Annotated in this window: 19 protein-coding genes; 16 read left to right on the forward strand and 3 right to left on the reverse strand. The window is 64.9% G+C overall.

Annotation, left to right across the window (positions count from 1 at the left end):
• The first annotated feature begins 1 nt into the window (after position 1).
• The 7 genes from NYP07_RS07880 to NYP07_RS07910 all read left to right on the forward strand — a co-directional run bounded on the left by NYP07_RS07880 (position 2) and on the right by NYP07_RS07910 (position 6,377).
• Positions 2 to 1,477: a TolC family protein gene (locus tag NYP07_RS07880; RefSeq protein ID WP_268149162.1), complete on the forward strand. Its 1,476-nt coding sequence runs from the start codon at positions 2 to 4 to the stop codon at positions 1,475 to 1,477.
• Positions 1,478 to 1,503: 26 nt separating this feature from the next.
• Positions 1,504 to 2,928 (forward strand): multicopper oxidase family protein, encoded by a 1,425-nt coding sequence (locus tag NYP07_RS07885; RefSeq protein ID WP_268149164.1) that lies wholly within the window; start codon positions 1,504 to 1,506, stop codon positions 2,926 to 2,928.
• A 71-nt stretch (positions 2,929 to 2,999) separates the two neighbouring features.
• Positions 3,000 to 3,578 carry a cupredoxin domain-containing protein gene (locus tag NYP07_RS07890; RefSeq protein WP_268149167.1) on the forward strand — a complete coding sequence of 193 codons (579 nt, stop codon included), beginning with the start codon at positions 3,000 to 3,002 and terminating at the stop codon, positions 3,576 to 3,578.
• 67 nt (positions 3,579 to 3,645) lie between these two features.
• On the forward strand, positions 3,646 to 4,086 hold the full coding sequence (locus NYP07_RS07895; protein ID WP_378990673.1) for a DUF411 domain-containing protein: 441 nt from the start codon (positions 3,646 to 3,648) through the stop codon (positions 4,084 to 4,086).
• Positions 4,087 to 4,408: 322 nt separating this feature from the next.
• Positions 4,409 to 4,801 (forward strand): hypothetical protein, encoded by a 393-nt coding sequence (locus NYP07_RS07900; RefSeq protein ID WP_268149171.1) that lies wholly within the window; start codon positions 4,409 to 4,411, stop codon positions 4,799 to 4,801.
• Positions 4,802 to 5,067: 266 nt separating this feature from the next.
• On the forward strand, positions 5,068 to 5,685 hold the full coding sequence (locus NYP07_RS07905) for a hypothetical protein (protein WP_268149173.1): 618 nt from the start codon (positions 5,068 to 5,070) through the stop codon (positions 5,683 to 5,685).
• A complete protein-coding gene (locus NYP07_RS07910; RefSeq protein WP_268149175.1) occupies positions 5,682 to 6,377 on the forward strand; it encodes an undecaprenyl diphosphate synthase family protein in 696 nt (231 codons plus the stop codon). Before NYP07_RS07905 ends, NYP07_RS07910 begins: the two co-directional genes overlap by 4 nt.
• Before the next feature lie 35 nt (positions 6,378 to 6,412).
• On the opposite strand, the gene NYP07_RS07915 is transcribed toward NYP07_RS07910, so the two are convergent.
• From NYP07_RS07915 to NYP07_RS07925, 3 genes are all read right to left on the reverse strand, one after another.
• Positions 6,413 to 6,841: a hypothetical protein gene (locus NYP07_RS07915; protein WP_268149177.1), complete on the reverse strand. Its 429-nt coding sequence runs from the start codon at positions 6,839 to 6,841 to the stop codon at positions 6,413 to 6,415.
• A gap of 96 nt (positions 6,842 to 6,937) precedes the next feature.
• Positions 6,938 to 7,924, reverse strand: a complete 987-nt coding sequence (locus NYP07_RS07920) for an NAD(P)/FAD-dependent oxidoreductase (RefSeq protein WP_268149179.1) — start codon at positions 7,922 to 7,924, stop codon at positions 6,938 to 6,940.
• Positions 7,911 to 9,950 (reverse strand): multicopper oxidase domain-containing protein, encoded by a 2,040-nt coding sequence (locus tag NYP07_RS07925; RefSeq protein ID WP_268149181.1) that lies wholly within the window; start codon positions 9,948 to 9,950, stop codon positions 7,911 to 7,913. The genes NYP07_RS07920 and NYP07_RS07925 overlap by 14 nt, the downstream gene beginning before the upstream one ends.
• Positions 9,951 to 10,114: 164 nt before the next feature.
• Between NYP07_RS07925 and NYP07_RS07930 the strand changes: the two genes are divergently transcribed.
• The 9 genes from NYP07_RS07930 (at position 10,115) to cueR (ending at position 20,136) form a co-directional block, all read left to right on the forward strand.
• Positions 10,115 to 11,380: a type II restriction endonuclease gene (locus tag NYP07_RS07930; protein ID WP_268149183.1), complete on the forward strand. Its 1,266-nt coding sequence runs from the start codon at positions 10,115 to 10,117 to the stop codon at positions 11,378 to 11,380.
• A gap of 511 nt (positions 11,381 to 11,891) precedes the next feature.
• Positions 11,892 to 12,266: a four-helix bundle copper-binding protein gene (locus NYP07_RS07935; RefSeq protein WP_268149185.1), complete on the forward strand. Its 375-nt coding sequence runs from the start codon at positions 11,892 to 11,894 to the stop codon at positions 12,264 to 12,266.
• A gap of 129 nt (positions 12,267 to 12,395) precedes the next feature.
• Positions 12,396 to 13,118 carry a DUF305 domain-containing protein gene (locus NYP07_RS07940; RefSeq protein ID WP_268149187.1) on the forward strand — a complete coding sequence of 241 codons (723 nt, stop codon included), beginning with the start codon at positions 12,396 to 12,398 and terminating at the stop codon, positions 13,116 to 13,118.
• 102 nt (positions 13,119 to 13,220) lie between these two features.
• Positions 13,221 to 13,478 carry a heavy-metal-associated domain-containing protein gene (locus NYP07_RS07945; protein WP_268149189.1) on the forward strand — a complete coding sequence of 86 codons (258 nt, stop codon included), beginning with the start codon at positions 13,221 to 13,223 and terminating at the stop codon, positions 13,476 to 13,478.
• Between the two features lie 57 nt (positions 13,479 to 13,535).
• Positions 13,536 to 13,772, forward strand: coding sequence for a DUF2933 domain-containing protein (locus NYP07_RS07950; protein WP_268149191.1), 237 nt, complete (start codon positions 13,536 to 13,538; stop codon positions 13,770 to 13,772).
• 50 nt (positions 13,773 to 13,822) lie between these two features.
• The gene (locus NYP07_RS07955; RefSeq protein ID WP_276597079.1) at positions 13,823 to 16,255 is read left to right on the forward strand and encodes a copper-transporting P-type ATPase; all 2,433 of its coding nucleotides are present in this window, start codon (positions 13,823 to 13,825) and stop codon (positions 16,253 to 16,255) included.
• 30 nt (positions 16,256 to 16,285) lie between these two features.
• Positions 16,286 to 17,155: a TIR domain-containing protein gene (locus NYP07_RS07960; RefSeq protein ID WP_268149193.1), complete on the forward strand. Its 870-nt coding sequence runs from the start codon at positions 16,286 to 16,288 to the stop codon at positions 17,153 to 17,155.
• A 120-nt stretch (positions 17,156 to 17,275) separates the two neighbouring features.
• Positions 17,276 to 19,726: a heavy metal translocating P-type ATPase gene (locus tag NYP07_RS07965; protein ID WP_268149195.1), complete on the forward strand. Its 2,451-nt coding sequence runs from the start codon at positions 17,276 to 17,278 to the stop codon at positions 19,724 to 19,726.
• A gap of 5 nt (positions 19,727 to 19,731) precedes the next feature.
• Entirely contained in the window at positions 19,732 to 20,136 is a 405-nt protein-coding gene (gene cueR, locus NYP07_RS07970) for a Cu(I)-responsive transcriptional regulator (protein ID WP_268149197.1), read from the forward strand.
• Positions 20,137 to 20,198: the final 62 nt, after the last annotated feature.

The following is a 20,198-nucleotide window of genomic DNA, read 5'->3' on the forward strand; positions in this document are numbered from 1 at the left end:
CATGACCACATCAACCACGTCATATTCGGGCGCTGAACAGCGCACGTCACGACTGCGTCGTAGCCCCAAGCTTGCAGTCGCAGCCCTGGCCGCCATCCTGGTCCTCAGTGGCTGCGCGAGCACCTCGATCAATCAGAATTTCGAGGCGGCCCGCGACTTGGGACGCCAGCAATCTGGTGCCGTGGCCCGCTGGCTCACGACGGACGAAGCACGTCAGCAGGCTCAGTCCGACCTCGATGCTCGCCTGGCCCGGCCGCTGGGCGCAGACGACGCCGTGCAGATCGCGCTGGCCTACAGCCCATCGCTGCAAGCGATGCTGTACGAAGCGGCTGCCGACTCAGCCGCGGCCACGCAAAGCGCCCGGCTGCCGAATCCGGTGTTCGCGTTCGAGCGGCTGGTGCGCAATGAGGGCGGCACGCGGGACCTCGAAATCAATCGTGTTCTGAGCTTCTCGGTGCTCGACCTGCTCCTGCTGCCAGCCCACCTGCGCATGGCGAGCTACCAGCAGGAGATGACCCGCCTGTCGCTGGCCGGCAGCGTCGTGCAGGCCGCCAATGAGGCGCGGGGCGCCTGGGTCAACGCCGTCGCAGCCCAGCAATCCCTCCTGTATGCACAGCAGATCAAGGCGACTGCGGACGCCAGCGCCGAACTGGCCCGCCGCATGCAGGCTGTGGGCAACTACAGCAAGCTGCAGCGCGCCCGCGAGCAGGCTTTTGCGGCGGATGCCGTGGCGCAGCTGGCCCGCGCCCAGCACGCCGAGCGCAGTGCCCGCGAAACCCTCATCCGCGTGCTCGGCCTGAACGACGCGCAGGCGGCGCAGCTGAAGCTGCCTGATCGGCTGCCAGAACTGCCGAAGACGCCGCGCGACGAGGCCAGTGTGGCCCGTACCGCCCTGGACCAACGGCTGGATGTGCAGCTCGCACGTTCGCGCCTGAACTTCCTCGCCCGGGAGCAAGGTCTCACCCGGGTCACCAGCGTCGTCAACGCGCTGGAGATCGGGGTGTCGCGGAACAGCGCGACCGGAGCCGCGCCGCAGAAGGGCTATGACGTCAGCCTGCCGCTGCCGATCTTCGACTTCGGTGATGTCCGCCGAGCCGGCGCACAGGCCGCCTACATGGCTGCCGTGAACCGGACGGCCCAGATCGCTGTGCAGGCGAACTCCCGCGTGCGCGAGCAGTACAGCGCCTACCGGACCGCGTACGACCTGGCGCGCCACTACCGCGACGAAATCGTGCCGCTGCGCAAGACCATCGCCGAGGAGAACGTCCTTCGCTACAACGGCATGCTCATCGGCGTGTTCGAGCTTCTGGCCGATGCGCGCGAGCAGATCACCAGCGTGTCGCAAGCCATCGATGCCCAGCGCGACTTCTGGCTGGCCGACGCAGGTCTGCAGGCCGAACTCCTCGGAACGCCCGGCGCCGACATGAGCCGCATGACCGAGGCTGCACCCAGCCGCTCAGGCGCCGCTGCGCACTGATCAGTCACTGAACCCAACACCCCACCATGACATCCAATCGACGCAACTTCCTGATCGGTAGCGCCAGTGCCGGCGTGGCCGTGACCGCGGCCAGCGTGAGCCGCGTGGCCATGGCCGCACTTCCTGAGCCGGTCCTGCAAGACAAACCCGACACCATGCCGCCGCTGGTGCCCAATACCGGCCGTCCCTACAACCCGGTGGTCACGCTCAACGGCTGGACCCTCCCCTGGCGCATGAACAACGGCGTCAAGGAGTTCCACCTGGTGGCAGAGCCCGTGGTGCGCGAGATGGCGCCGGGCTTCAAGGCACACCTGTGGGGCTACAACGGCCAATCGCCCGGCCCGACCATCGAGGTTGTCGAAGGCGATCGCGTCCGCGTCTTTGTGACCAACAAGCTTCCCGAGCGCACCTCCATCCACTGGCATGGCCAGCGCCTTCCTAACGGCATGGACGGTGTGGTGGGCCTCACGCAGATGCCCATCGAGCCCGGGAAGACCTTTGTCTACGAGTTCGTGGCCAGGCGGCCGGGCACTTTCATGTACCACCCGCACGCCGACGAGATGACGCAGATGGCGATGGGAATGATGGGCTTCTGGGTGACGCACCCCAAGGCCAAGAACCCGCTGATCGAAGAAGTCGACCGCGACTTCGTCTTCCTGCTCAACGCCTACGACATCGAGCCGGGTGCCTACACGCCCAAGATCATGACGATGCTCGACTTCAACCTGTGGTCGTGGAACAGCCGCATCTTCCCGGGCATCGATTCGCTGAACGTGCGTAAGGGCGACAAGGTGCGCATCCGCATGGGCAACCTGACGATGACCAACCACCCGATCCACCTGCACGGCCACGAATTCCTGGTGACAGGCACCGACGGCGGCCCGACGCCCAGGTCCACGCGGTGGTACGAGGTCACCACGGACGTTGCGGTAGGCCAGATGCGCCAGATCGAGTTCCTGGCCGACGAGGAAGGTGACTGGGCCTTCCACTGCCACAAGAGCCACCACACGATGAACGCGATGGGCCACGACGTGCCCACCATGATCGGCGTGGAGCACCGCGGCGTGGTCAAGGAGATCAACAAGCTGATCCCCGACTACATGGTGATGGGTGAGCGCGGCATGGGAGACATGTCCGAGATGGAGATGCCCATCCCCGACAACACGGCCCGGATGATGGGCGGCGAAGGCCCCTTCGGCTCCGTCGAGATGGGCGGCATGTTCAGCGTGGTGAAGGTGCGCGCCGACCAAAAGGCCGGTGACTACAAAGACCCGGGCTGGTTCAAGCACCCCAAGGGCACCAACGCCTTCGAATGGACCGGCGCCATGCCGGAGCCCGCCCGCTTTGCGAGCGAGGGCGGCCAGTCCATGCCGCCGTCCAAGCGCAACAAGCCGGGTGAGATCGAGGTCCAGATCCGCAAGCCCACAGGCGGCTCCGGTCACAACCACTGAAAACAGCTTGCGTCGTAGAGGCCCGGCCGCACCACTTCCCCTTCCACTCATCAGTTCAGAAGAGAGTTCCCATGAAAAAGTCGTTCATCGCCATCGCAGCCGCGCTTGTCGCGCTCGCCCCCCTCGCCAGCCAGGCCCATGACGGCGTAGACCATGCCGCTTCCGCGCCCGCCGCCAAAGCTGCCGACGGCCACGCTCACAGCCACGGCGACAGCGACGCCATCGGCGTGGCCGGCAAAGCCGCCAAGGTCACGCGCACGGTCAACGTTGACATGACCGACAACATGCGCTTCACGCCGTCCAGCCTGGACGTCAAGCAGGGCGAAACGGTCCGCTTCGTGGTCAAGAACTCCGGTGGGGTCAAGCACGAGTTCGTGCTGGGCACTCAAGCCGAGCTGAAGGAGCACTACGAGCTCATGAAGAAGTTCCCGGAGATGGAGCACTCGGACCCCAACCAGGTCACCGTCGCACCGGGCAAGACCGGTGAGGTCATCTGGCAATTCACCAAGGCCGGCAAGGTCGACTTCGCCTGCCTGCAGCCCGGGCACTACGACGCCGGGATGAAGGGTGCCGTCACCGTCGCCGCTGCAAAGGGTTCGACCAAGCCCACCGCCGCCAAGTCGGATGGCCACGCCGACCACAAGCACTGAGGCCGGCATGTCCTCGCAGATGCATCAGGGTACAGAGGCATCGCGCCGCGCGTTCCTGCAACTGAGCATGCAGGCGGCGCTGGGCGTGGCGATCTTTGGCGGCGTGTCGTCTCGATCCTTTGCGGTCACTCCCCAACCCAGCATCGAGGTGTGGCGCACCCGCGATTGCTCCTGCTGCGGCAAGTGGATCAAGCATCTGCAGGATCACGGCTTCGCTGTGCAGGCGCGCGTCGTGGCGGACGTCGCGCCCTTCCGGAAGACCTTCGGCATGCCGGAATCGCTGAGCTCCTGCCACACCGCAAGGATCGACGGCTACGTCGTCGAAGGGCATGTGCCTGCCGCGGACATCCTGCGCCTCACTCGCGAGCGCCCCGCCGCGCTGGGTCTGAGCGTCCCTGAGATGCCTCTGGGTTCACCCGGCATGGAAAGCGGTGGAGTCAAGGCGGCCTACGACGTGCTGCTCGTGGCGAAGGACGGCGGCACCCGTGTCTTCAACTCCTATCGATGACCTTTTGAGCCAGAAAGGACCCTCGATGAAATCCAGCATCAACGCCCCAGGCAGCGATACAGCGATAGGCAAGGGAGATCGTGTACGGGCTCCCGCCATCGACCCTGGTCAATAGCAAACCATCAGTCGCAGCCGTGCATCCGGTAGACGACATGACCTACGAACTGGAAGCCGTCGTGCTGCTTCTGGCTCTTGTCGGCGCGGTGGCCGTGTGCTCTTTCGCCGGCTGGCTCGAATGGCGGCACCGCCACGGCCACCACATGCATGACGAAGCGCCCCCAACCACGCCGCCCTCACCTCCAACCACTCCCAGGCCACCTCCATGAACTCCAAGCGCCGTCCGTTCTACTTCCTCGCCACCGCAGCGTTGATCGTTGCCGCACCGAGGGCGAAAGCCGAACTCATCCAGGTCACCTGGGACTCGAACGGGCGCTACGAGCACCAGTTGACCGTAGCGCCTGCCAAGTTCGCTGAGGTGTGCGACCGGCTCAAACCGGGCGCGCAGGTGCAATGGACCTTTGAGGGCAGCGCACCGATGAACTTCAACATCCACTACCACGAGGACAAGGCCGTGCGCTTCCCCGCCAAGGAGGATGGAAGCACCTCGTCCAAAGGCACCTTGAACGTGACGAGCGAGCAGGTTTACTGCTGGACCTGGAGCAACAAGGGCCAAGCCGACGTGCGGTTGAAGCTCGAGCTGCTCAAGCAGCCCTGAGACGAGCACACAGCTGGCCGTCGTGACGATGTCCCGGCGCTGTGAACTCAGAGGAGAACTTCCAAGAACCGGGAAAACTCGCCGCATCAGATCCAGCACGCCATACGTGTCTCGGTCCTGACCGATGGCAGGAGGAGACGCGCCGCTGAATCGGCGCGTTTTCGGGCTGCACAAACCACGGGACGGAGCCTCGAGCAGGCGTGCGAATTGCAGCTGCAGCGCATCAGGTCTGGACGCAGGCCTGAACCTCAAGCCCAGGAGCCAGCATGGATCTCACTTCGGAACAAGTTCACTGGATCGGAGGTGCTGCCTTCGTAGTGGTCTCGCTGCTGATGCTTGTCCGAGCGAGCGGCCTTTGGCGCTGGCAGTGGATCCCGTGGCTGCTACCAGCACTGTTCGTCGGCTACGGCCTGGAATCCGTGGCCGATGTTTGGATCCATGGCGATGCCGTACCCGTGAACTACGCAGCAGAGACGCGGCAACACCTTCTGCAGGGCGGCAGCCTGTTCGTCGCCGGCGTAGTGGAGGCGTTGGTGCTGAGTGGCCGGCTGTCGACCCCCATCTGGCGGCTCGCAGTTCCGATGGCCCTCGCGGTGACGGCAACTGTCTTTGCTGCCCATGCGCAACACGGTGGATCAGCTGATGCTGCCGCGATGGCGCTAATGCAAGTCCAACACCGCGGTTTTGCTATCGCCCTGTTCACGGCCGCGGCGGCACGCGGTGCGGAGGTCCTCATGACGAGATCCGCCGCGTCTCGCCACGCCCCCGGCGCAACAGCTTCTCAGGACTCTCCGGCCAGGCTGAGGGACGCCTGGCTGCTACCGTTGTTGATCTTCGGCTTGCTGATGCTGACCTACACGGAGCCGGCAATGCGCCACTCTTGACCTGCGCCAGCGCGGACGCGATCCAGCGCCACACACGGCGCGACGACGCTCCGCATTCCTCCTTTCACCTCTCGACGCTGACCCGCATGGTTCTTCCCCGCCACATTGGCTTCATCCCCGACGGCAACCGCCGCTGGGCCGTTGGAAACGAACTGCCGAAGGAGGCTGGCTACGCGCATGGCATCGAGCCCGGTCTATCGCTTTTCGAGCAATGCCAACGCCTCGGCATCGAAGAGGTGTCGGTCTACGGATTTACCCAGGACAACACCCGCCGGCCCACCGCACAGACGGAACACTTTCGGTCGGCCTGCGTGGCCTTTGCGCAAGAGATCGTCCGCCGTGGTGCTGCCCTTCTCGTTGTCGGCGATGAGCGGTCATCCCAGTTCCCCGCCGAACTGGCCGGCTACCGGCAGCGGTGCGCAGGCGGCATCAAGGTCAATTTCCTCGTTAACTACGGCTGGGAGTGGGACCTGGATGGCCTGCGCACCGGTCAGCTGCATTCCGAGCAGGTGTCGCGCATGGAGCTGATCGTGCGTTGGGGCGGCGGTCGTCGCCTCAGCGGTTTTTTGCCCGTGCAATCGGTCTATGCCGACATCTATGTCGTGGACGAACTCTGGCCAGACTTTGACCCATCGCATCTCGACAGCGCTCTCGCCTGGTTCCAGAAGCAGGACCGCACCCTGGGCGGCTGAACGCTGTGGAGTCTTACCGCCGTGAATCGCGGTCTTCAGTCGATCAGCAGCTCCGTCCTGTCAAGCTGCAGGTGATGCATGGAAATCTTGACCTTCAGCTCGCCGCCGGATCGCGGCACCGGTGAGGTGACGGCGCATTCCAGCGTCACTTCGCCATCCTCAAAGCGCGACTCTGTCTTGCTCCCCTCCTTGCAGGTGACAGGGGCGCCACTGAGCGTGACCACACGAAGCGACACCACGCTGTCGTCGTGGCTGCCAAGGAAACGCGCCTGAAAGCGGACTGCCCTGTCGGTCTGAAACGTCGGCAGCGCGCATACCGCCTCCGCTTCCTCGTCGTTCAAAACGGTGCTCCGACACTCAGACGCGGCACGAGACTCCGCCGCGCCGGCAACCGGAGCCATCAGAGCGGTGAGCAGCACCGGTGCCGCACATGCGAAAAAGCGCGAGGCGAGGTTGTCAAGCATGGCCGGATGGTGACGCCGGACGGTGACACCGCCGTGGCACCACCCACAGAGACCTACCTGCCCATGCGCAGCCTGACGCTGCACGCGCGCCCTGCCCTACTTCCCAGATGCGTCCGCTGAGCCCAAGGCGTTGTGGATCGACGCGGCGGCGATGGCGGCATGGCCCACGGCAACGCTGATCTGGTCCAGCGCGCTCACCACGTCTCCCGCGGCATACACATTGGGCACGTTCGTTCGGCAATGGTGGTCGACGACGATGCATTGCCGATCATCGAGCTTGACGCCCAGCGACAAGGCCAGTGACGCGCGGGGATCTACTCCAAGCGCCGAGTACAGGACGTCGACGCTTTGCTGATGGCTTCGCCCCACCTGGACGATCACGCTGCCTGACGGATCCACAGACAGTTCAGTGGCAAGGCCGGCAAGACATTCCAGCCCCAACTCGGCTGCCTGGGCCCCGATGGATTCCACACAACCCTCCACTGGGATGACCTTCACCGAATCACTGAAGTTCTTCAGGAACTTGGCCTCGGCCAGGCTGTGGGCAGAGTTGGCCAGCACGCCGATGCGCTTGCCCGTGTGCTCATAGCCGTCACAAACGGGGCAGTAGCGCATCAGGTCGGCATGCTCAACCAAGTCAGCGCCCGGTATGGAAGCCGGCCGGTCGACGACGCCGGTGCAGAGAAGCACAAAGCGACATCGCAGAGTCGACTCTTCCAGCCCCACTTCGAACAAACCCTCTTCGACCCGAATCACGGATTGCACCTCGCCTCGGGTGACGACGCCGCCCATGCGTTCGAGGTGAACCGCCATCCGGAGCAGCAGTTCGTGGCCCGCGATCCCATCGGGAAACCCTGGAACGTTGTGAGACCGGGAAATCTTCCCGGCGCGCGGCTCGCCCGCATCGATCACCCGAACGTCCCGGTGAAATCGTCGGAGGTAGATGGCGGCGGTGAGTCCCGCCGGCCCAGCCCCGATGACGACGCAGTCGACGATATCGGTGACGCGAGGTCTGGCTTGAGCGTTGGGCAAAGCCTGGGTGGGGATGTCCTGCACCTGCTGTCTCCGATCAGTCTCGGACATTCAACACCATCATCAGCCCGCCGCCTCCGTGGTGCTCGACGTTGTTGTTGGTCGTGTGATGGGGGATGTGGCAATGCACCAGCCACGCCCCGGGGCGGCGCGCCGTCCAGAGCACGTCGTAGCGCTGGCCAGGGCCCACATTGACAGTGTCCGCCTCGAATCGCGCGCTTGGTTTGAGGTCGTAGCCATCGCGGGCGACGACGGTGAACGGCCCGCCGTGCACGTGCATGGGGTGAACGAAATTGTTGTTGGTGCCGATGAAGCGCAACTTGATCGTCTGCCCTACCTTCATCGTGACGGTATCCGTCGACGGGAAGGCCTTGCCGTTGATGGTGAAGTAGTTCGGCAACCCGCCCTCCATCAGCATGGCCGGGTACGTCAGGCCTTCCCGCTGCAGCCACTCCTGCAGCTGGATGACGTATTCCTTGTCGGCGCGCAGCTCGGTTGCAGCCGGTGATCCCGGCTTGGGATCGATGATCAGCGCGCCATAGAGTCCCAGCGCCTGTTGACGGTCTGCGTGATCGTGCGTGTGATAGAAAAATGTGCCCGCCTGCTCCGTCGTGAACTCGTAGGTGAAGCTGCCACCTGGGGGGATCGGTTGCTGAGTGATGTTGGCGGGTCCATCCATGCCGTTGGGCAAGATGAGCCCATGCCAGTGCACCGTTGTCGACTCGGGCAGCCGGTTGGTCACCTTGATGCGCACCCGGTCGCCCTCGGTGACGCGGATGCGTGGGCCGGGGATTTGCTGGTTGAAGGCGTAGCCCTCGACCTTGACGTCGGGCAGCACGTTCCAGCGCACGACCCCGGTCTCGAGCTCAAACACTTTGACGCCGTCTTCATTGCGTTCGAACAGGGGGCGGTCTCCACGCGCGTCGGCAGGCGGCTCGTGCTGGACCAGACGCGGATGGACTGCCGCCATGTCGCGCATGGCCTCGCCTGGCGTGTCCCAGAAGGACTTCATCCCCGGCGGCATGATCGACGCCTGGACGTCACGCGCTGAGAGTCGCATGTTCACGAAGATCGCCGGGAAGGTCATGCCGCCGGCCAGCATCAACGTAGTGAACAGACTGACCGTCACCAGTTGCGGCCGCGTCACCTGAGGCTGCATGGCATGAGCGCCATGTTGTCCGCCATGCGAGGCGCCTTGTGATGCACCGCTTTGACCGGTTTCGGAACCCTCCGACTTCGCGTGTTCTCCATGGTTAGAAGAACGACTGGCCGGGGCCATGGCCTTCTCGTGTCCAGCGCTTTCGGCCACATGCTTCCCGTGGCCCGCGTGGTCCTGGTGTGCCATCGAGGCCGGCGTGTTCTCGGCGCTTTGCTTCGTGGGCGCGTTCGGCGCCTTTTCGTCATGAGCCTTGTCGCGCTGCGTCATCAGGCCGTGCTTCATCTGCCGGGACACCATCCAGACGTTGACGGGGTAGGCGATCGCAAAGCCGGCGATGACGCCCACCGACATCACACCCCAAAAGAGCATCTCGGTCGGCTCCATGGCGCGCATGTCCCGACCCATCATCAGCAAGGTCATCACCGGCGCCATCCCAGCCATCATGGCGTTCATGCTGATGAACTCGGGCATGAACGACTTGCGCACGTTCTCCCAGTAGCTGCCGCCCATCATGTTTTTCATGAACAGCGACTGGAAGATGAACAGGCCGAAAGCGAAGCCCGCCACGTACTCCACGATCAAGTCGACCCACATCGGCAGCCCGAGCGATGCCGTCACGACCGCGGCCAGGATGATCCCGGTCGCGTCGCCTGCGACACAGTGGATCGTCGAGCCCACGCCCTGCTTCCAAAGCGGCTTGATGAAGACCTCGTGCTCGCCCGGCGCAGGCTCCTTGTCCGCCATCACGTACAGCAGCAGCCCGATCGGCCCCATGTAGAGGGTCACCAGCACGAACCCCCACTTCATCACCACGGGCTCGGGGTTGTGGCGAAACTGGTCCCATGCCACGTAGGCCGCACTCAGGCCGGCGAGCGCGAACCAGACGATCAGGAAATAGTCGATGGGCTGGACGATCATGGGTTCTCCGAGAGCTGAGACATAGGCGGTGCGGGCGCAGCGGAACACGGCGACAGGGGGCTGGCCGCCGGCACGCTGAAGGTCGCGCGGTGGCAATACGCGTTCCTCTGCATGTCCACTGGGCATGGCCACCGCCACAATCCACCTTGATCTGGGAGGATTGAATGCACGACAGCCTTGCCTTGCTGATTGACCACTGGAAGGCCGATCCGCACAGCACCTACAACAGCTGGTTCCTGTGGGAAGAGCGGCTGAAGAATTTCCGGTCGATCCGCCGAGGCATCGGCGAGGTGGTGAAGGACATCGAGGCCGGAACCTTCGGCAACGCGTACCGTGGTTCGACGTTGGAGACGGTGGTGGGCTCGGTTGCCGAGCAGCGGCAGATCTTCAAGGGTGCGGACCACGCCTTCTTGTGGAAGCCCAAGCTCCGCATCCCCGACATCTACGAAAACGCCGACAACCAACGGGCGTTTGCGCGGCTGCTGCACGCGTGTGACTGCTGCGATACCGCGGAGGCGGTCATCGACGCGATCCAGCGCATCGACGCGCAGCAGATCAAGGGGCTGGGCCCAGCGGTCGCAAACCTGCTGTACTTCATCCACCCCACGCTGGTCCTGCCGTTCAACACCGCCATCGTCAAGGGCTACAACGCGGTGACGGGCAGCAATGTGAAGCTTGGTCGCTGGGACCACTACCTGTCCATGCGCGAGGGGGCGATCCGGCTGAATACTCAACACCGCACGCGCCTGTCCAACGACCTTGGCGCGCTGGCTGGTTTGCTGTTCGAAATCGGCTCGGGTCGCTACCAGGCGCCTCCGTTGGCCACTGACAGTGCACGCCTTCAGGCCTGGGAAGCCGACCTGGCGCAGGTGCGCGCCGAGTCTGCGGCCCTGCAGAAGCAGTGGGCGGCTGAACGGGAGAGCGACACCACGCACACGCAGATTCAAGGCTGGCTGAGGGACCTCGGCAAGGCGCTGGGGTTCGAGGTGTGGATCGCCACCAATGATCGAGGCCGGGCCTATGGCGACGGCCAACTCGGAGACGGTTGCACCGCTGAGCTCACCCGCGCCAGCACGGCCGGCGCAGAGTCGGTCCGGCTCATCGACGTGGTCTGGCTCGAGGCAGGAAGCGGCAAGGTGTGCGCCGCGTTCGAGGTCGAGCACTCGACATCGATCTATTCGGGCATCGTGCGCATGCTGGACCTGGCGCTGGGGACCACAGTCGGCGCGGGCAGCACGCTGTTCCTTGTGGCGCCCGACAGCCGGCGCGACGATGTTCAACTGCAGCTGAGGCGACCGGCGTTCTCCCGCGTGTCGGAGCTCGGCATCCGCTACCTTCCGTACAGCCAGCTGCAACAGCATCGGGAGGCGGCGGCGCGCTTCGGATCTGGCCTCAAACCGATGCTCGAAATGTCCCAGCTCTTGCGGTGAGGTCATGAGGTATGTCGCTCGTCGGCGCCCTGCGCAGGACGCGAGCCGCAGATCATGAAGGTTGCCCCGATGGGAAGGTCAAGCACGAACGCTCGCTACCCCCGCGTTTGAAGTGAAGCCGGCTGCGCCGTCATCCGCTGTCACGGCGGCCTGCCGGCGGCATTAAATCCGCTCGCCCATCGAGGGCGCCGAACATTACGGAAATGTCATCTCCGTGTGCGTTTGGCGTTCGGTAGGAGCTTCTAAGGTGGCCTATGCGCGCTGCAAGAGCCACCGCCCGTCGTGGCTTTCATCGCAAGCGTGTACCCAGCCTCTTTGCCTCCGACCCCAGCCAGATGTAGTTTTGACCTGAACGACTGCAACATCTTCCTGAAGCATCGACCGACGTCTCGCGGACAGCGCAGGCAGGGGTCGGTGCGCTTGTGTTTGGGTCTTTGGCTGGGGTAGCAGTGGGCGCGCGTCTTGCCTTTTGAGGGAGCCGAATTTCCGGTTTCATCGAAGGAGCAAGAACATGGCCCACCAACAACACGCCTCGTGCATCGAGGCCTGCGATCAATGCGCCGCCGCGTGCAATCACTGCTCGACGGCATGCCTGCAAGAGCAGGACGTGAAGATGATGGCGCGCTGCATCGCGCTGGACATGGATTGCGCAGCCATCTGCCAACTTGCCTCGGCCGCCATGGCTCGGGGCAGCGAGAACGCACCGGCGATTTGCACGCTTTGCTCTGACATCTGCGAGGCATGTGCCGAGGAGTGCGCCAAGCACCAGATGGACCACTGCCAAGCGTGCGCCGAGGCGTGCCGTCGTTGCGCCGACGAGTGCCGTCGCATGGCTCAGGCATCGACTTCCACAACAGGTCAGTCCGGCACCGATCACTCGCATTGATCAGCGCCGTTCCAAGCGCTGCCGCAATCCGCCCCTGAGGCGCGAGCGATGCAGCCGACGCTCTGGCTGTGGAGCCTCTGCGAGGCCATCAAACGGCGCGGCGTCCCCCTCCCCTTGCCGAGACATGACATGACTACACGACTTCTTACCCGCTGGGCTGCCATTGCGGTGACCTGCACATCCCTCGTGGTGCCCTTCACGGCCAAGGCCGACGCCCCGGGCGTTGGACTGACTGCCGCATTCGAGATCGAGTTCCTGCAGATGAGCATCGATCACCACTACGCAGCGCTGCGGATCACCGAGCTGGCTGCCGGAACGGACGTACAGCGCAACGGTGAGATTTCACCGTCCGAGGGCACCTCACCGACGCCCGGCTTCGCCGTGACGCCAGCCAAGGCCACGCTGGACGACCTGAAGTCGATGGCACGGCGCAACAACCGCATGCAGCGCGAAGAGATTCTTACGCTCAAAGGCTTCCTGCGCGACTGGTACGGCATCGACTACCAGCCCAAGCTTCGCGACGAAAGCCGCCGCATGATCGCCGTGCTGGACCAGGCACGGCCAGGTGCCGACTTCAATCACCTGTTCTATGAAGTCTTCAGCCGCCACCACTACACCCTGATGGAACCCGTCAACGCGTGCGTCACCGGCAGCGACCTGAGCCACGAAGAATTGCGCAGGGAATGCCGGACCATGTGGATGAGCCAAACGGCTGACATCGAGATGATGCGAAACGAGCTCAAGCGGCACTTTGGCGTCGCTGACTACCAGCCCTTCAAGGGGCGTGAGCCGCTTGCAGGCAGCCGTGGAGGGCCGAAGGGCCAGCACAGCGGTGGCAATCACGGTGATTGAACGGTCCGCGGCACATAAAAACAATTTGCGCAAAACCGCTTGACCTTGCCACGGTGGGAAGCTTCAAAGTGCATGCACCGAGTAACCAACCTGGAGTTGTAGATGATCACTTTTGAAGTCAACGACATGACCTGCGGCCACTGCGTGAGCATGATCACCAAGGCGGTGAAACAAGCGGACAAGGACGCCGACGTCTCCGTCGACCTTGCCACCAAGCGCGTCCAGATCGAATCCAAATCAGGCGATGAGGCCGACTTCAAGGAAGCGATCCAAGAAGCCGGCTACACACCGATCCCGGCCTCGGCAGCAGCAACGCCGTCCTCCCAGGCCGGTGCAAGCTGTTGCGGTGGGTGCCACTGAGGCGGGCGCTTGATCGAGGTCAAGGGGTGGGGCCGCCAGTTCACCGAGCATGGGCTCATGAACACGCCCACCTCCTCCTCGAATCGCCCGGCTCGCCGCTTCGTTGCCGTCGTCGCCTGGGTGCTTGGTGCCATTGGCGCCTACTTCCTGTTGACACGCCATTTCGACCACGTCCTGCAGGCGGTGCCCTTCCTGCTTCTGCTGGCATGCCCACTGATGCATCTCTTCGGACACCGCCACGGTCACGGCGCACATCAGAAAGAGCACATTGAGCGTCCAAAAGACGACGATTGAGTTCTGGCGGCCGGCCCGGCGACCGCTGCAGGTTCAATGTGGAGAACAAGTTGGATCACCATTCCCATGACGACCACGGCCAGCACCCGTCCGCGCCAGACGTGACGCCACAGTACAGCTGCCCGATGCACCCTGAGGTCCAGCAGCCGGCACCCGGGCGTTGTCCGAAATGCGGCATGAACCTCGTCCTGCAAGGCGCCTCGGCCAAAGCCAAGGGCAGCGACCACCATGGACATCATGCCGTCCACGGCATGTCGGCCGCACACAAACACCATGACCACGGGGCGGTGCCCGACGAGCCGCCGGCGTCGGCGGGCCCCGCCGCCGCGTTGCGGCCTGCCGCGGCCGCGATCTCCAACGTGGGAGAAGCGGCTGCGGCGAGCGCGACGATCTACACCTGTCCCATGCACCCGGAGATTCGACAGGATCGGCCGGGCAACTGCCCCAAGTGCGGGATGACGCTGGAGCCGCTGATCCCGGAGGCGACGGCAGACGACGACAACCCGGAGCTGCGCGACTTCTCCCGCCGCTTCTGGTGGACGTTGCCGCTGACGGTCGTGGTCACGGTCCTGGCAATGGGCGGACACCGCCTGGGCCTGATGGCGCCCGCTGCGCAAAGCTGGCTCGAACTGGTGCTTTCGCTGCCCATCGTTTTCTGGGCGGGCTGGCCCTTCTTCGAGCGCTGCTGGCAGTCTCTGCTGCACCGCAGTCCCAACATGTGGACGTTGATTGGCATCGGCACCGGCGCCGCGTTCCTCTACAGCGTCGTGGCGACCGCGGCGCCGCAACTCTTCCCGCAGAGCTTCGCGGCTCATGGCCGCATCGGTGTCTACTTTGAAGCTGCGGCCGTCATCATCTCGCTCACACTGTTGGGTCAGATGCTGGAACTGCGGGCTCGTTCGCAGACCTCTGCGGCCATCAAGTCGTTGCTCGGGCTGGCGCCCAAGACCGCCCGCCGCATCGAGCCGGACGGCTCCGAGGCCGACGTGCCGCTCACCCATGTGCACGTCGGCGATCGGCTGCGCGTGCGGCCTGGTGAAAAAGTCCCAGTCGACGGCGTGGTCCTCGAAGGTTCCAGCGCGATCGACGAGGCCATGCTGACGGGCGAGCCGGTTCCCGTGATGAAACGTCCCGGCGACAAGGTCATCGGCGCGACGATCAACACCACCGGGTCGCTGGTGATGCAGTCCGAGCGGGTGGGCTCCCAGACCATGCTGTCCCAGATCGTGCAGATGGTCGCGCAGGCTCAGCGTTCGAAGGCGCCGATGCAACGCATGGCCGACCAGGTCGCCGGCTGGTTCGTGCTCGTCGTGATCGGCATCGCGCTGACCGCCTTCTTCGCGTGGGGTCTGCTCGGTGGTCCCCAGGGCTGGCAATACGGGCTTATCAACGCCGTCTCGGTGCTGATCATCGCCTGCCCTTGCGCTCTTGGCTTGGCGACCCCGATGTCCATCATGGTTGCGACGGGCAAGGCGGCAACGCAGGGCATCTTGTTCCGTGACGCCTCGGCGATCGAGAACTTCCGCCGCGTCGACACCATGATCGTGGACAAGACCGGCACGCTGACGGAGGGCAAACCGACGTTCGAGCGAGCCATCGCCGTCCCAGGACGGTCTGACGACGAAATCCTCCTTCTGGCGGCCAGCCTGGACCAAGGCAGTGAGCATCCGCTGGCCCATGCCATCGTGGACGCCGGCCGCGCCCGTAAGCTGCCGCTGGAACAGGCCGTTGATTTCGAGTCGTCCACCGGTATCGGCGTCCGCGGCCAGGTTTCCGGTCGCCGGTTGGCGCTGGGCAACACCGCGTTGATGGGACAGGACGGGGTCGATGTGTCACCGCTTCGCGCCCCGGCAGAGGAACTGCGGCAAAAGGGCAGCAGCGTCATGTTCCTCGCGGAGGACGGCTGGCTGCTCGGGATCCTGGCCGTATCGGACCCGATCAAGCAGAGCACACCAGAGGCGGTGCAGAGTCTTCGGAGCGCTGGGATGCGGGTGGTCATGGCCACCGGCGACGGCTTGACCACCGCCGAATCCGTCGCCCGCCAACTGGGCATCGACGAGTTCCACGGCGAAGTGAAGCCAGCCGACAAGCTGGCCCTCGTCGACCGCCTGCAAAAGGAGGGTCGCGTGGTCGGCATGGCCGGAGACGGCATCAACGACGCCCCTGCACTGGCCAAGGCCGATGTGGGCGTCGCCATGGGCACCGGCACCGACGTGGCGATGAACAGCGCCCAGGTCACCTTGGTCAAGGGTGACTTGCGCGGCATCGCCCGGGCCCGGGCCATCTCCGAGGCGACGGTCGCCAACATGCGGCAGAACCTGATGTTCGCCTTTATCTACAACTCGCTGGGTGTGCCGCTGGCCGCCGGCGTGCTCTACCCGTTCACGGGCTGGGTCTTGTCGCCCATGATCGCCGCCCTGGCCATGAGCCTGTCGTCGGTCAGCGTCGTCTTCAACTCGCTTCGCCTTCGCGCGGGAAAATAGCCGCCATCAAGTCAACGACATGGGAAGCGCATGTACAACCTGCTGGTATCTGGCAGAGACGGGACCTGGGACGGCAGCCCCTGGACCATCGAGGCGTCGCGCTGCGTGTGCGAGTACACCGACAAGGAAATCAGCCGCAAGTTCGAAGCGTTGGACGCTGGGGCGATCAACGAGCTGAAGAAGCTCCCCTGCATCTTCGCGTATGAGACCCCGAGCAGCACGCCGCCCCAGTTTGGCGTGCTGACCGACATCACCAAGCGCCAGGGCCAGGTGCGCCTGGAATACGAGCTGCAGGCTGTGCAGCCCTTCCTGTCGGCCAAGGACCTCGTCACGTACTCCTTCGAGCTGGACATCGGCAAGTGGGAATTGAACCGCACCCATTGGGCGGTCAAGGAGGTCAACCTGGCCAAGGAGCTGCGGGCCACCGGCATCGCGCTGCCGCCCTGGGTCCGCGACATCTCGCGAGCAGTCGACATCACCACCCATGTGTTCGACGTCGGCCTGTCTTTCCCCGGGGAAGCCCGAGCGACGGTGGAAGCGGTGGCCGCCGAGCTGGAACGGCGCCTCGGGCCCAACTCCTACTTCTACGACAACAACTACGTGTCGCAGCTGGCCCGTCCTTCGCTGGACAACCTGCTGCAGGACCTCTACCGCAATCGCTCCAAGCTGATCGTCGTCTTCATCGGCGGCGACTACCAGCGCAAGGAATGGTGCGGCATCGAGTTCCGGGCGATCAAGGAGATCCTCATGGAGCGCGATCACGGCCGGATCATGTTCGTCCGCACCGACGACGGGCCCGTGGAAGGGGTCTTCAAGACCGACGGCTACGTCGACGCCCGGCGCTTCACGCCGGCCCAGATTGCCGGCTTCATCGAGGAGCGGGTCCGGCTGCTGGGCTGAGACACGCCGGTCGCGGCGGGTCGCCGAAAGTTCTACGCAAAAACCGCTTGACCTTCCCATCATGGCAAGCTTGAGACTTCCGTTCATGGCCGACACACGACGCGCCGGAAAAGGAAAACCATGAACACGACGGCCTCCATCACACCCAGCGCCGCCACCCGGCAGTGGCAGCTTCCCGTGGCGGGCATGACCTGCGCATCTTGCGTGAGCCGTGTCGAGAAGGCGCTGTCCAAGCTGCCTGGCGTGCGTGAGGCCACCGTCAACCTCGCCACCGAGGCCGCCACGGTCGACGCCGGGCCCGAGGTCAGCCTCGACAGCCTGCGCGCCGCGGTCCAGAAAGCCGGCTACGACGTTCCCGAGCAGGCCGTGACGCTCCAGGTCGAGGGCATGACCTGCGCATCCTGCGTCGCGCGCGTCGAGAAGGCCTTGAAAAAGGTGCCCGGGGTGACCGCGGCAGAGGTCAACCTCGCCACCGAGCAAGCCCACGTCAAGGTCACAACACGGGAAGCCGACCTCGCCGCGTTACTGTCGGCCGTCGACAAGGCCGGCTACGCCTCGCGCGTCGTACCCGCCCCTGGTTCAGCTGCAGCCAGTGCCAATGATTTAAGCGGCCGGGATGCTCCGTCGGCAAAACCGGCTTTGCCCGAATGGTGGCCCATCGCGGTGGCCATGGCGCTCTCCGCCCCGCTCGTGCTTCCGATGTTCGCCACGCTGTTCGGTGCCCACTGGATGCTCCCGGGCTGGCTGCAACTCGCGTTGGCCACGCCGGTCCAGTTCTGGCTTGGCGCGCGCTTCTACCGGGCTGGATGGAAAGCGTTGCGCGCCGGCGCCGGGAATATGGACTTGCTCGTCGCCCTGGGCACAAGTGCGGGCTACGGCTTGAGCGCCTATCAGCTGTGGGTCCATGGCGACCGGGGCATGAACCACTTGTACTTCGAAGCCTCGGCGGTCGTTATCACGCTGGTCCTGCTCGGCAAGTGGCTGGAGACGCGTGCCAAGCGGCAGACCACGGAGGCGATTCGCGCGCTCAACGCCCTCCGCCCCGAACGAGCCCGGGTTCGCCGCAACGGTGCCGATCTGGATGTGGCGATCGCCGAGGTTCGTGTTGACGACCAGGTTGTCGTGCGCCCGGGCGAGCGGATTCCTGTCGACGGCGAGGTGGTTGAGGGTGCCAGCGAGATCGACGAATCGCTGATCACCGGTGAAAGCCTGCCCGTGGCCAAGCATGTCGGTGACCGCGTGACCGGCGGCTCCGTCAACGCTGAGGGTCTGCTGCTCATCCGGACCACGGCGGTCGGTGCCGAATCCACCCTCGCACGCATCGTTCGGCTTGTCGAGTCGGCGCAGGCGAAAAAGGCGCCTATCCAGCGACTTGTCGACCAGGTGAGCGCCGTGTTCGTCCCGGTGGTCATCGGCATCGCTGCCCTGACACTGCTGGGCTGGGGGCTGGGCACGGGCAACTGGGAGGCTGCGATCCTCAATGCCGTTGCAGTGCTGGTCATTGCCTGCCCGTGCGCCCTTGGCCTGGCCACGCCCACCGCCATCATGGCCGGCACCGGCGTTGCCGCACGTCACGGGATTCTGATCAAGGACGCCGAAGCACTCGAGGTCGCGCACAGCGTCAAGGTCGTCGCCTTCGACAAGACCGGGACGCTGACCGAGGGCAAGCCGGAACTCGTGGCGTTTGAGGCGGTCGATGGCAACACCAGCAGCATGCTCGGAGCGGCTGCAGCCATCCAGAACAACAGCGAGCATCCGCTGGCGCGTGCTGTCATCGAGGCTGCCAAGCGGGAGCGGGTCGGTGTGCCGCCGGCCAGCGAGGTCCGAGCAATTGCCGGACGTGGGATGGCGGCCGTCGTGCGCGGCCGAAACCTCAGGCTGGGCAGCACGCGGTTCATGCAGGAACTCAACGTCGACCTGTCGGCGATGGCCAAGATCGCCGCCGCGCTGGAAGCTCAGGGACGCACGGTGTCCTGGCTCGCCGAAGCTGGTGAGCGCCCTCACCTGCTTGGACTGCTGGCGTTCGGTGACGCGGCCAAGGCGTCTGCGGTGGACGCCATTCGGCGCCTGCATGAGATGGACGTCAGCACGGTGATGCTCACCGGCGACAACCGCGGCAGCGCCACCGCCATCAGCCGCCAGCTCGGGATCGACGAATTCCGGGCCGAGCTCCTCCCCCAGGACAAGGCCGATATCGTTGCCGAGCTCAAGAGCGGAAACAGGCGCGTGGCGATGGTCGGCGACGGCATCAACGACGCCCCTGCCCTGGCGGCTGCCGACGTGGGCATCGCGATGTCGACAGGTACTGACGTGGCCATGCACGCCGCTGGGATCACTCTGATGCGGGGCAACCCGGCGCTGGTCGCTGACGCCATCGACATCTCGCGGCGCACCTACGCCAAGATCCGCCAGAACTTGTTCTGGGCTTTTGCCTACAACGTCGTCGGCATACCGCTGGCCACCTTCGGGCTGCTCAGCCCGGTGGTCGCAGGAGCGGCCATGGCCTTCAGCAGCGTGAGCGTCGTCACCAACGCGCTGATGCTGCGCCGCTGGAAAGGAAGTATTCAATGAGCAGCATGAGCATGACCGGCCCCTTCAACATCGGTGAGGCGGCCAGCCAGTCGGGGGTGTCCGCCAAGATGGTCCGGCACTACGAATCGCTGGGGCTGCTGCCCAAGATCGGGCGGACCGACTCCGGCTATCGCCAGTACACCGACAAGGAAGTGCACACCCTGCGTTTCATCCGGCGAGCTCGGGACCTGGGCTTCAGCATGGCGGAGATCGCCGAACTCCTGAAGCTTTGGCAGGACCGGCGCCGGGCCAGCGCCAACGTCAAGCGCATCGCGCTGGCGCACGTCGCCGACCTGGAAGTCCGGATGAAGGAGATGGACGCCATGAAGCGAACCCTGGAGCGCCTGGCCGAGTGCTGCCACGGGGACCATCGGCCGGACTGCCCGATCCTGGACGAGCTGGCCGACTGACGCTCCGCGCTCTCGCTCCTTCTGCAGAAAGCTGGCTGACAGCTGCACGTTGACACCATGCG

It is taken from the genome of Pelomonas aquatica, from assembly GCF_026712205.1.
Classification (GTDB): domain Bacteria; phylum Pseudomonadota; class Gammaproteobacteria; order Burkholderiales; family Burkholderiaceae_C; genus Pelomonas; species Pelomonas aquatica.

What these genes read in the sequence shown, in the direction of transcription:
- NYP07_RS07940 (WP_268149187.1), top strand. Translation starts at nt 12,396, where the DNA reads ATGACTACACGACTTCTTACCCGCTGGGCTGCCATTGCGGTGACCTGC.
- cueR (WP_268149197.1), top strand. Translation starts at nt 19,732, where the DNA reads ATGAGCATGACCGGCCCCTTCAACATCGGTGAGGCGGCCAGCCAGTCG.
- NYP07_RS07885 (WP_268149164.1), top strand. Translation starts at nt 1,504, where the DNA reads ATGACATCCAATCGACGCAACTTCCTGATCGGTAGCGCCAGTGCCGGC.
- NYP07_RS07950 (WP_268149191.1), top strand. Translation starts at nt 13,536, where the DNA reads ATGAACACGCCCACCTCCTCCTCGAATCGCCCGGCTCGCCGCTTCGTT.
- NYP07_RS07880 (WP_268149162.1), top strand. Translation starts at nt 2, where the DNA reads ATGACCACATCAACCACGTCATATTCGGGCGCTGAACAGCGCACGTCA.
- NYP07_RS07925 (WP_268149181.1), bottom strand. Translation starts at nt 9,950, where the DNA reads ATGATCGTCCAGCCCATCGACTATTTCCTGATCGTCTGGTTCGCGCTC.
- NYP07_RS07920 (WP_268149179.1), bottom strand. Translation starts at nt 7,924, where the DNA reads ATGTCCGAGACTGATCGGAGACAGCAGGTGCAGGACATCCCCACCCAG.
- NYP07_RS07890 (WP_268149167.1), top strand. Translation starts at nt 3,000, where the DNA reads ATGAAAAAGTCGTTCATCGCCATCGCAGCCGCGCTTGTCGCGCTCGCC.
- NYP07_RS07945 (WP_268149189.1), top strand. Translation starts at nt 13,221, where the DNA reads ATGATCACTTTTGAAGTCAACGACATGACCTGCGGCCACTGCGTGAGC.
- NYP07_RS07960 (WP_268149193.1), top strand. Translation starts at nt 16,286, where the DNA reads ATGTACAACCTGCTGGTATCTGGCAGAGACGGGACCTGGGACGGCAGC.
- NYP07_RS07930 (WP_268149183.1), top strand. Translation starts at nt 10,115, where the DNA reads ATGCACGACAGCCTTGCCTTGCTGATTGACCACTGGAAGGCCGATCCG.
- NYP07_RS07895 (WP_378990673.1), top strand. Translation starts at nt 3,646, where the DNA reads ATGCAGGCGGCGCTGGGCGTGGCGATCTTTGGCGGCGTGTCGTCTCGA.
- NYP07_RS07965 (WP_268149195.1), top strand. Translation starts at nt 17,276, where the DNA reads ATGAACACGACGGCCTCCATCACACCCAGCGCCGCCACCCGGCAGTGG.
- NYP07_RS07915 (WP_268149177.1), bottom strand. Translation starts at nt 6,841, where the DNA reads ATGCTTGACAACCTCGCCTCGCGCTTTTTCGCATGTGCGGCACCGGTG.
- NYP07_RS07905 (WP_268149173.1), top strand. Translation starts at nt 5,068, where the DNA reads ATGGATCTCACTTCGGAACAAGTTCACTGGATCGGAGGTGCTGCCTTC.
- NYP07_RS07935 (WP_268149185.1), top strand. Translation starts at nt 11,892, where the DNA reads ATGGCCCACCAACAACACGCCTCGTGCATCGAGGCCTGCGATCAATGC.
- NYP07_RS07900 (WP_268149171.1), top strand. Translation starts at nt 4,409, where the DNA reads ATGAACTCCAAGCGCCGTCCGTTCTACTTCCTCGCCACCGCAGCGTTG.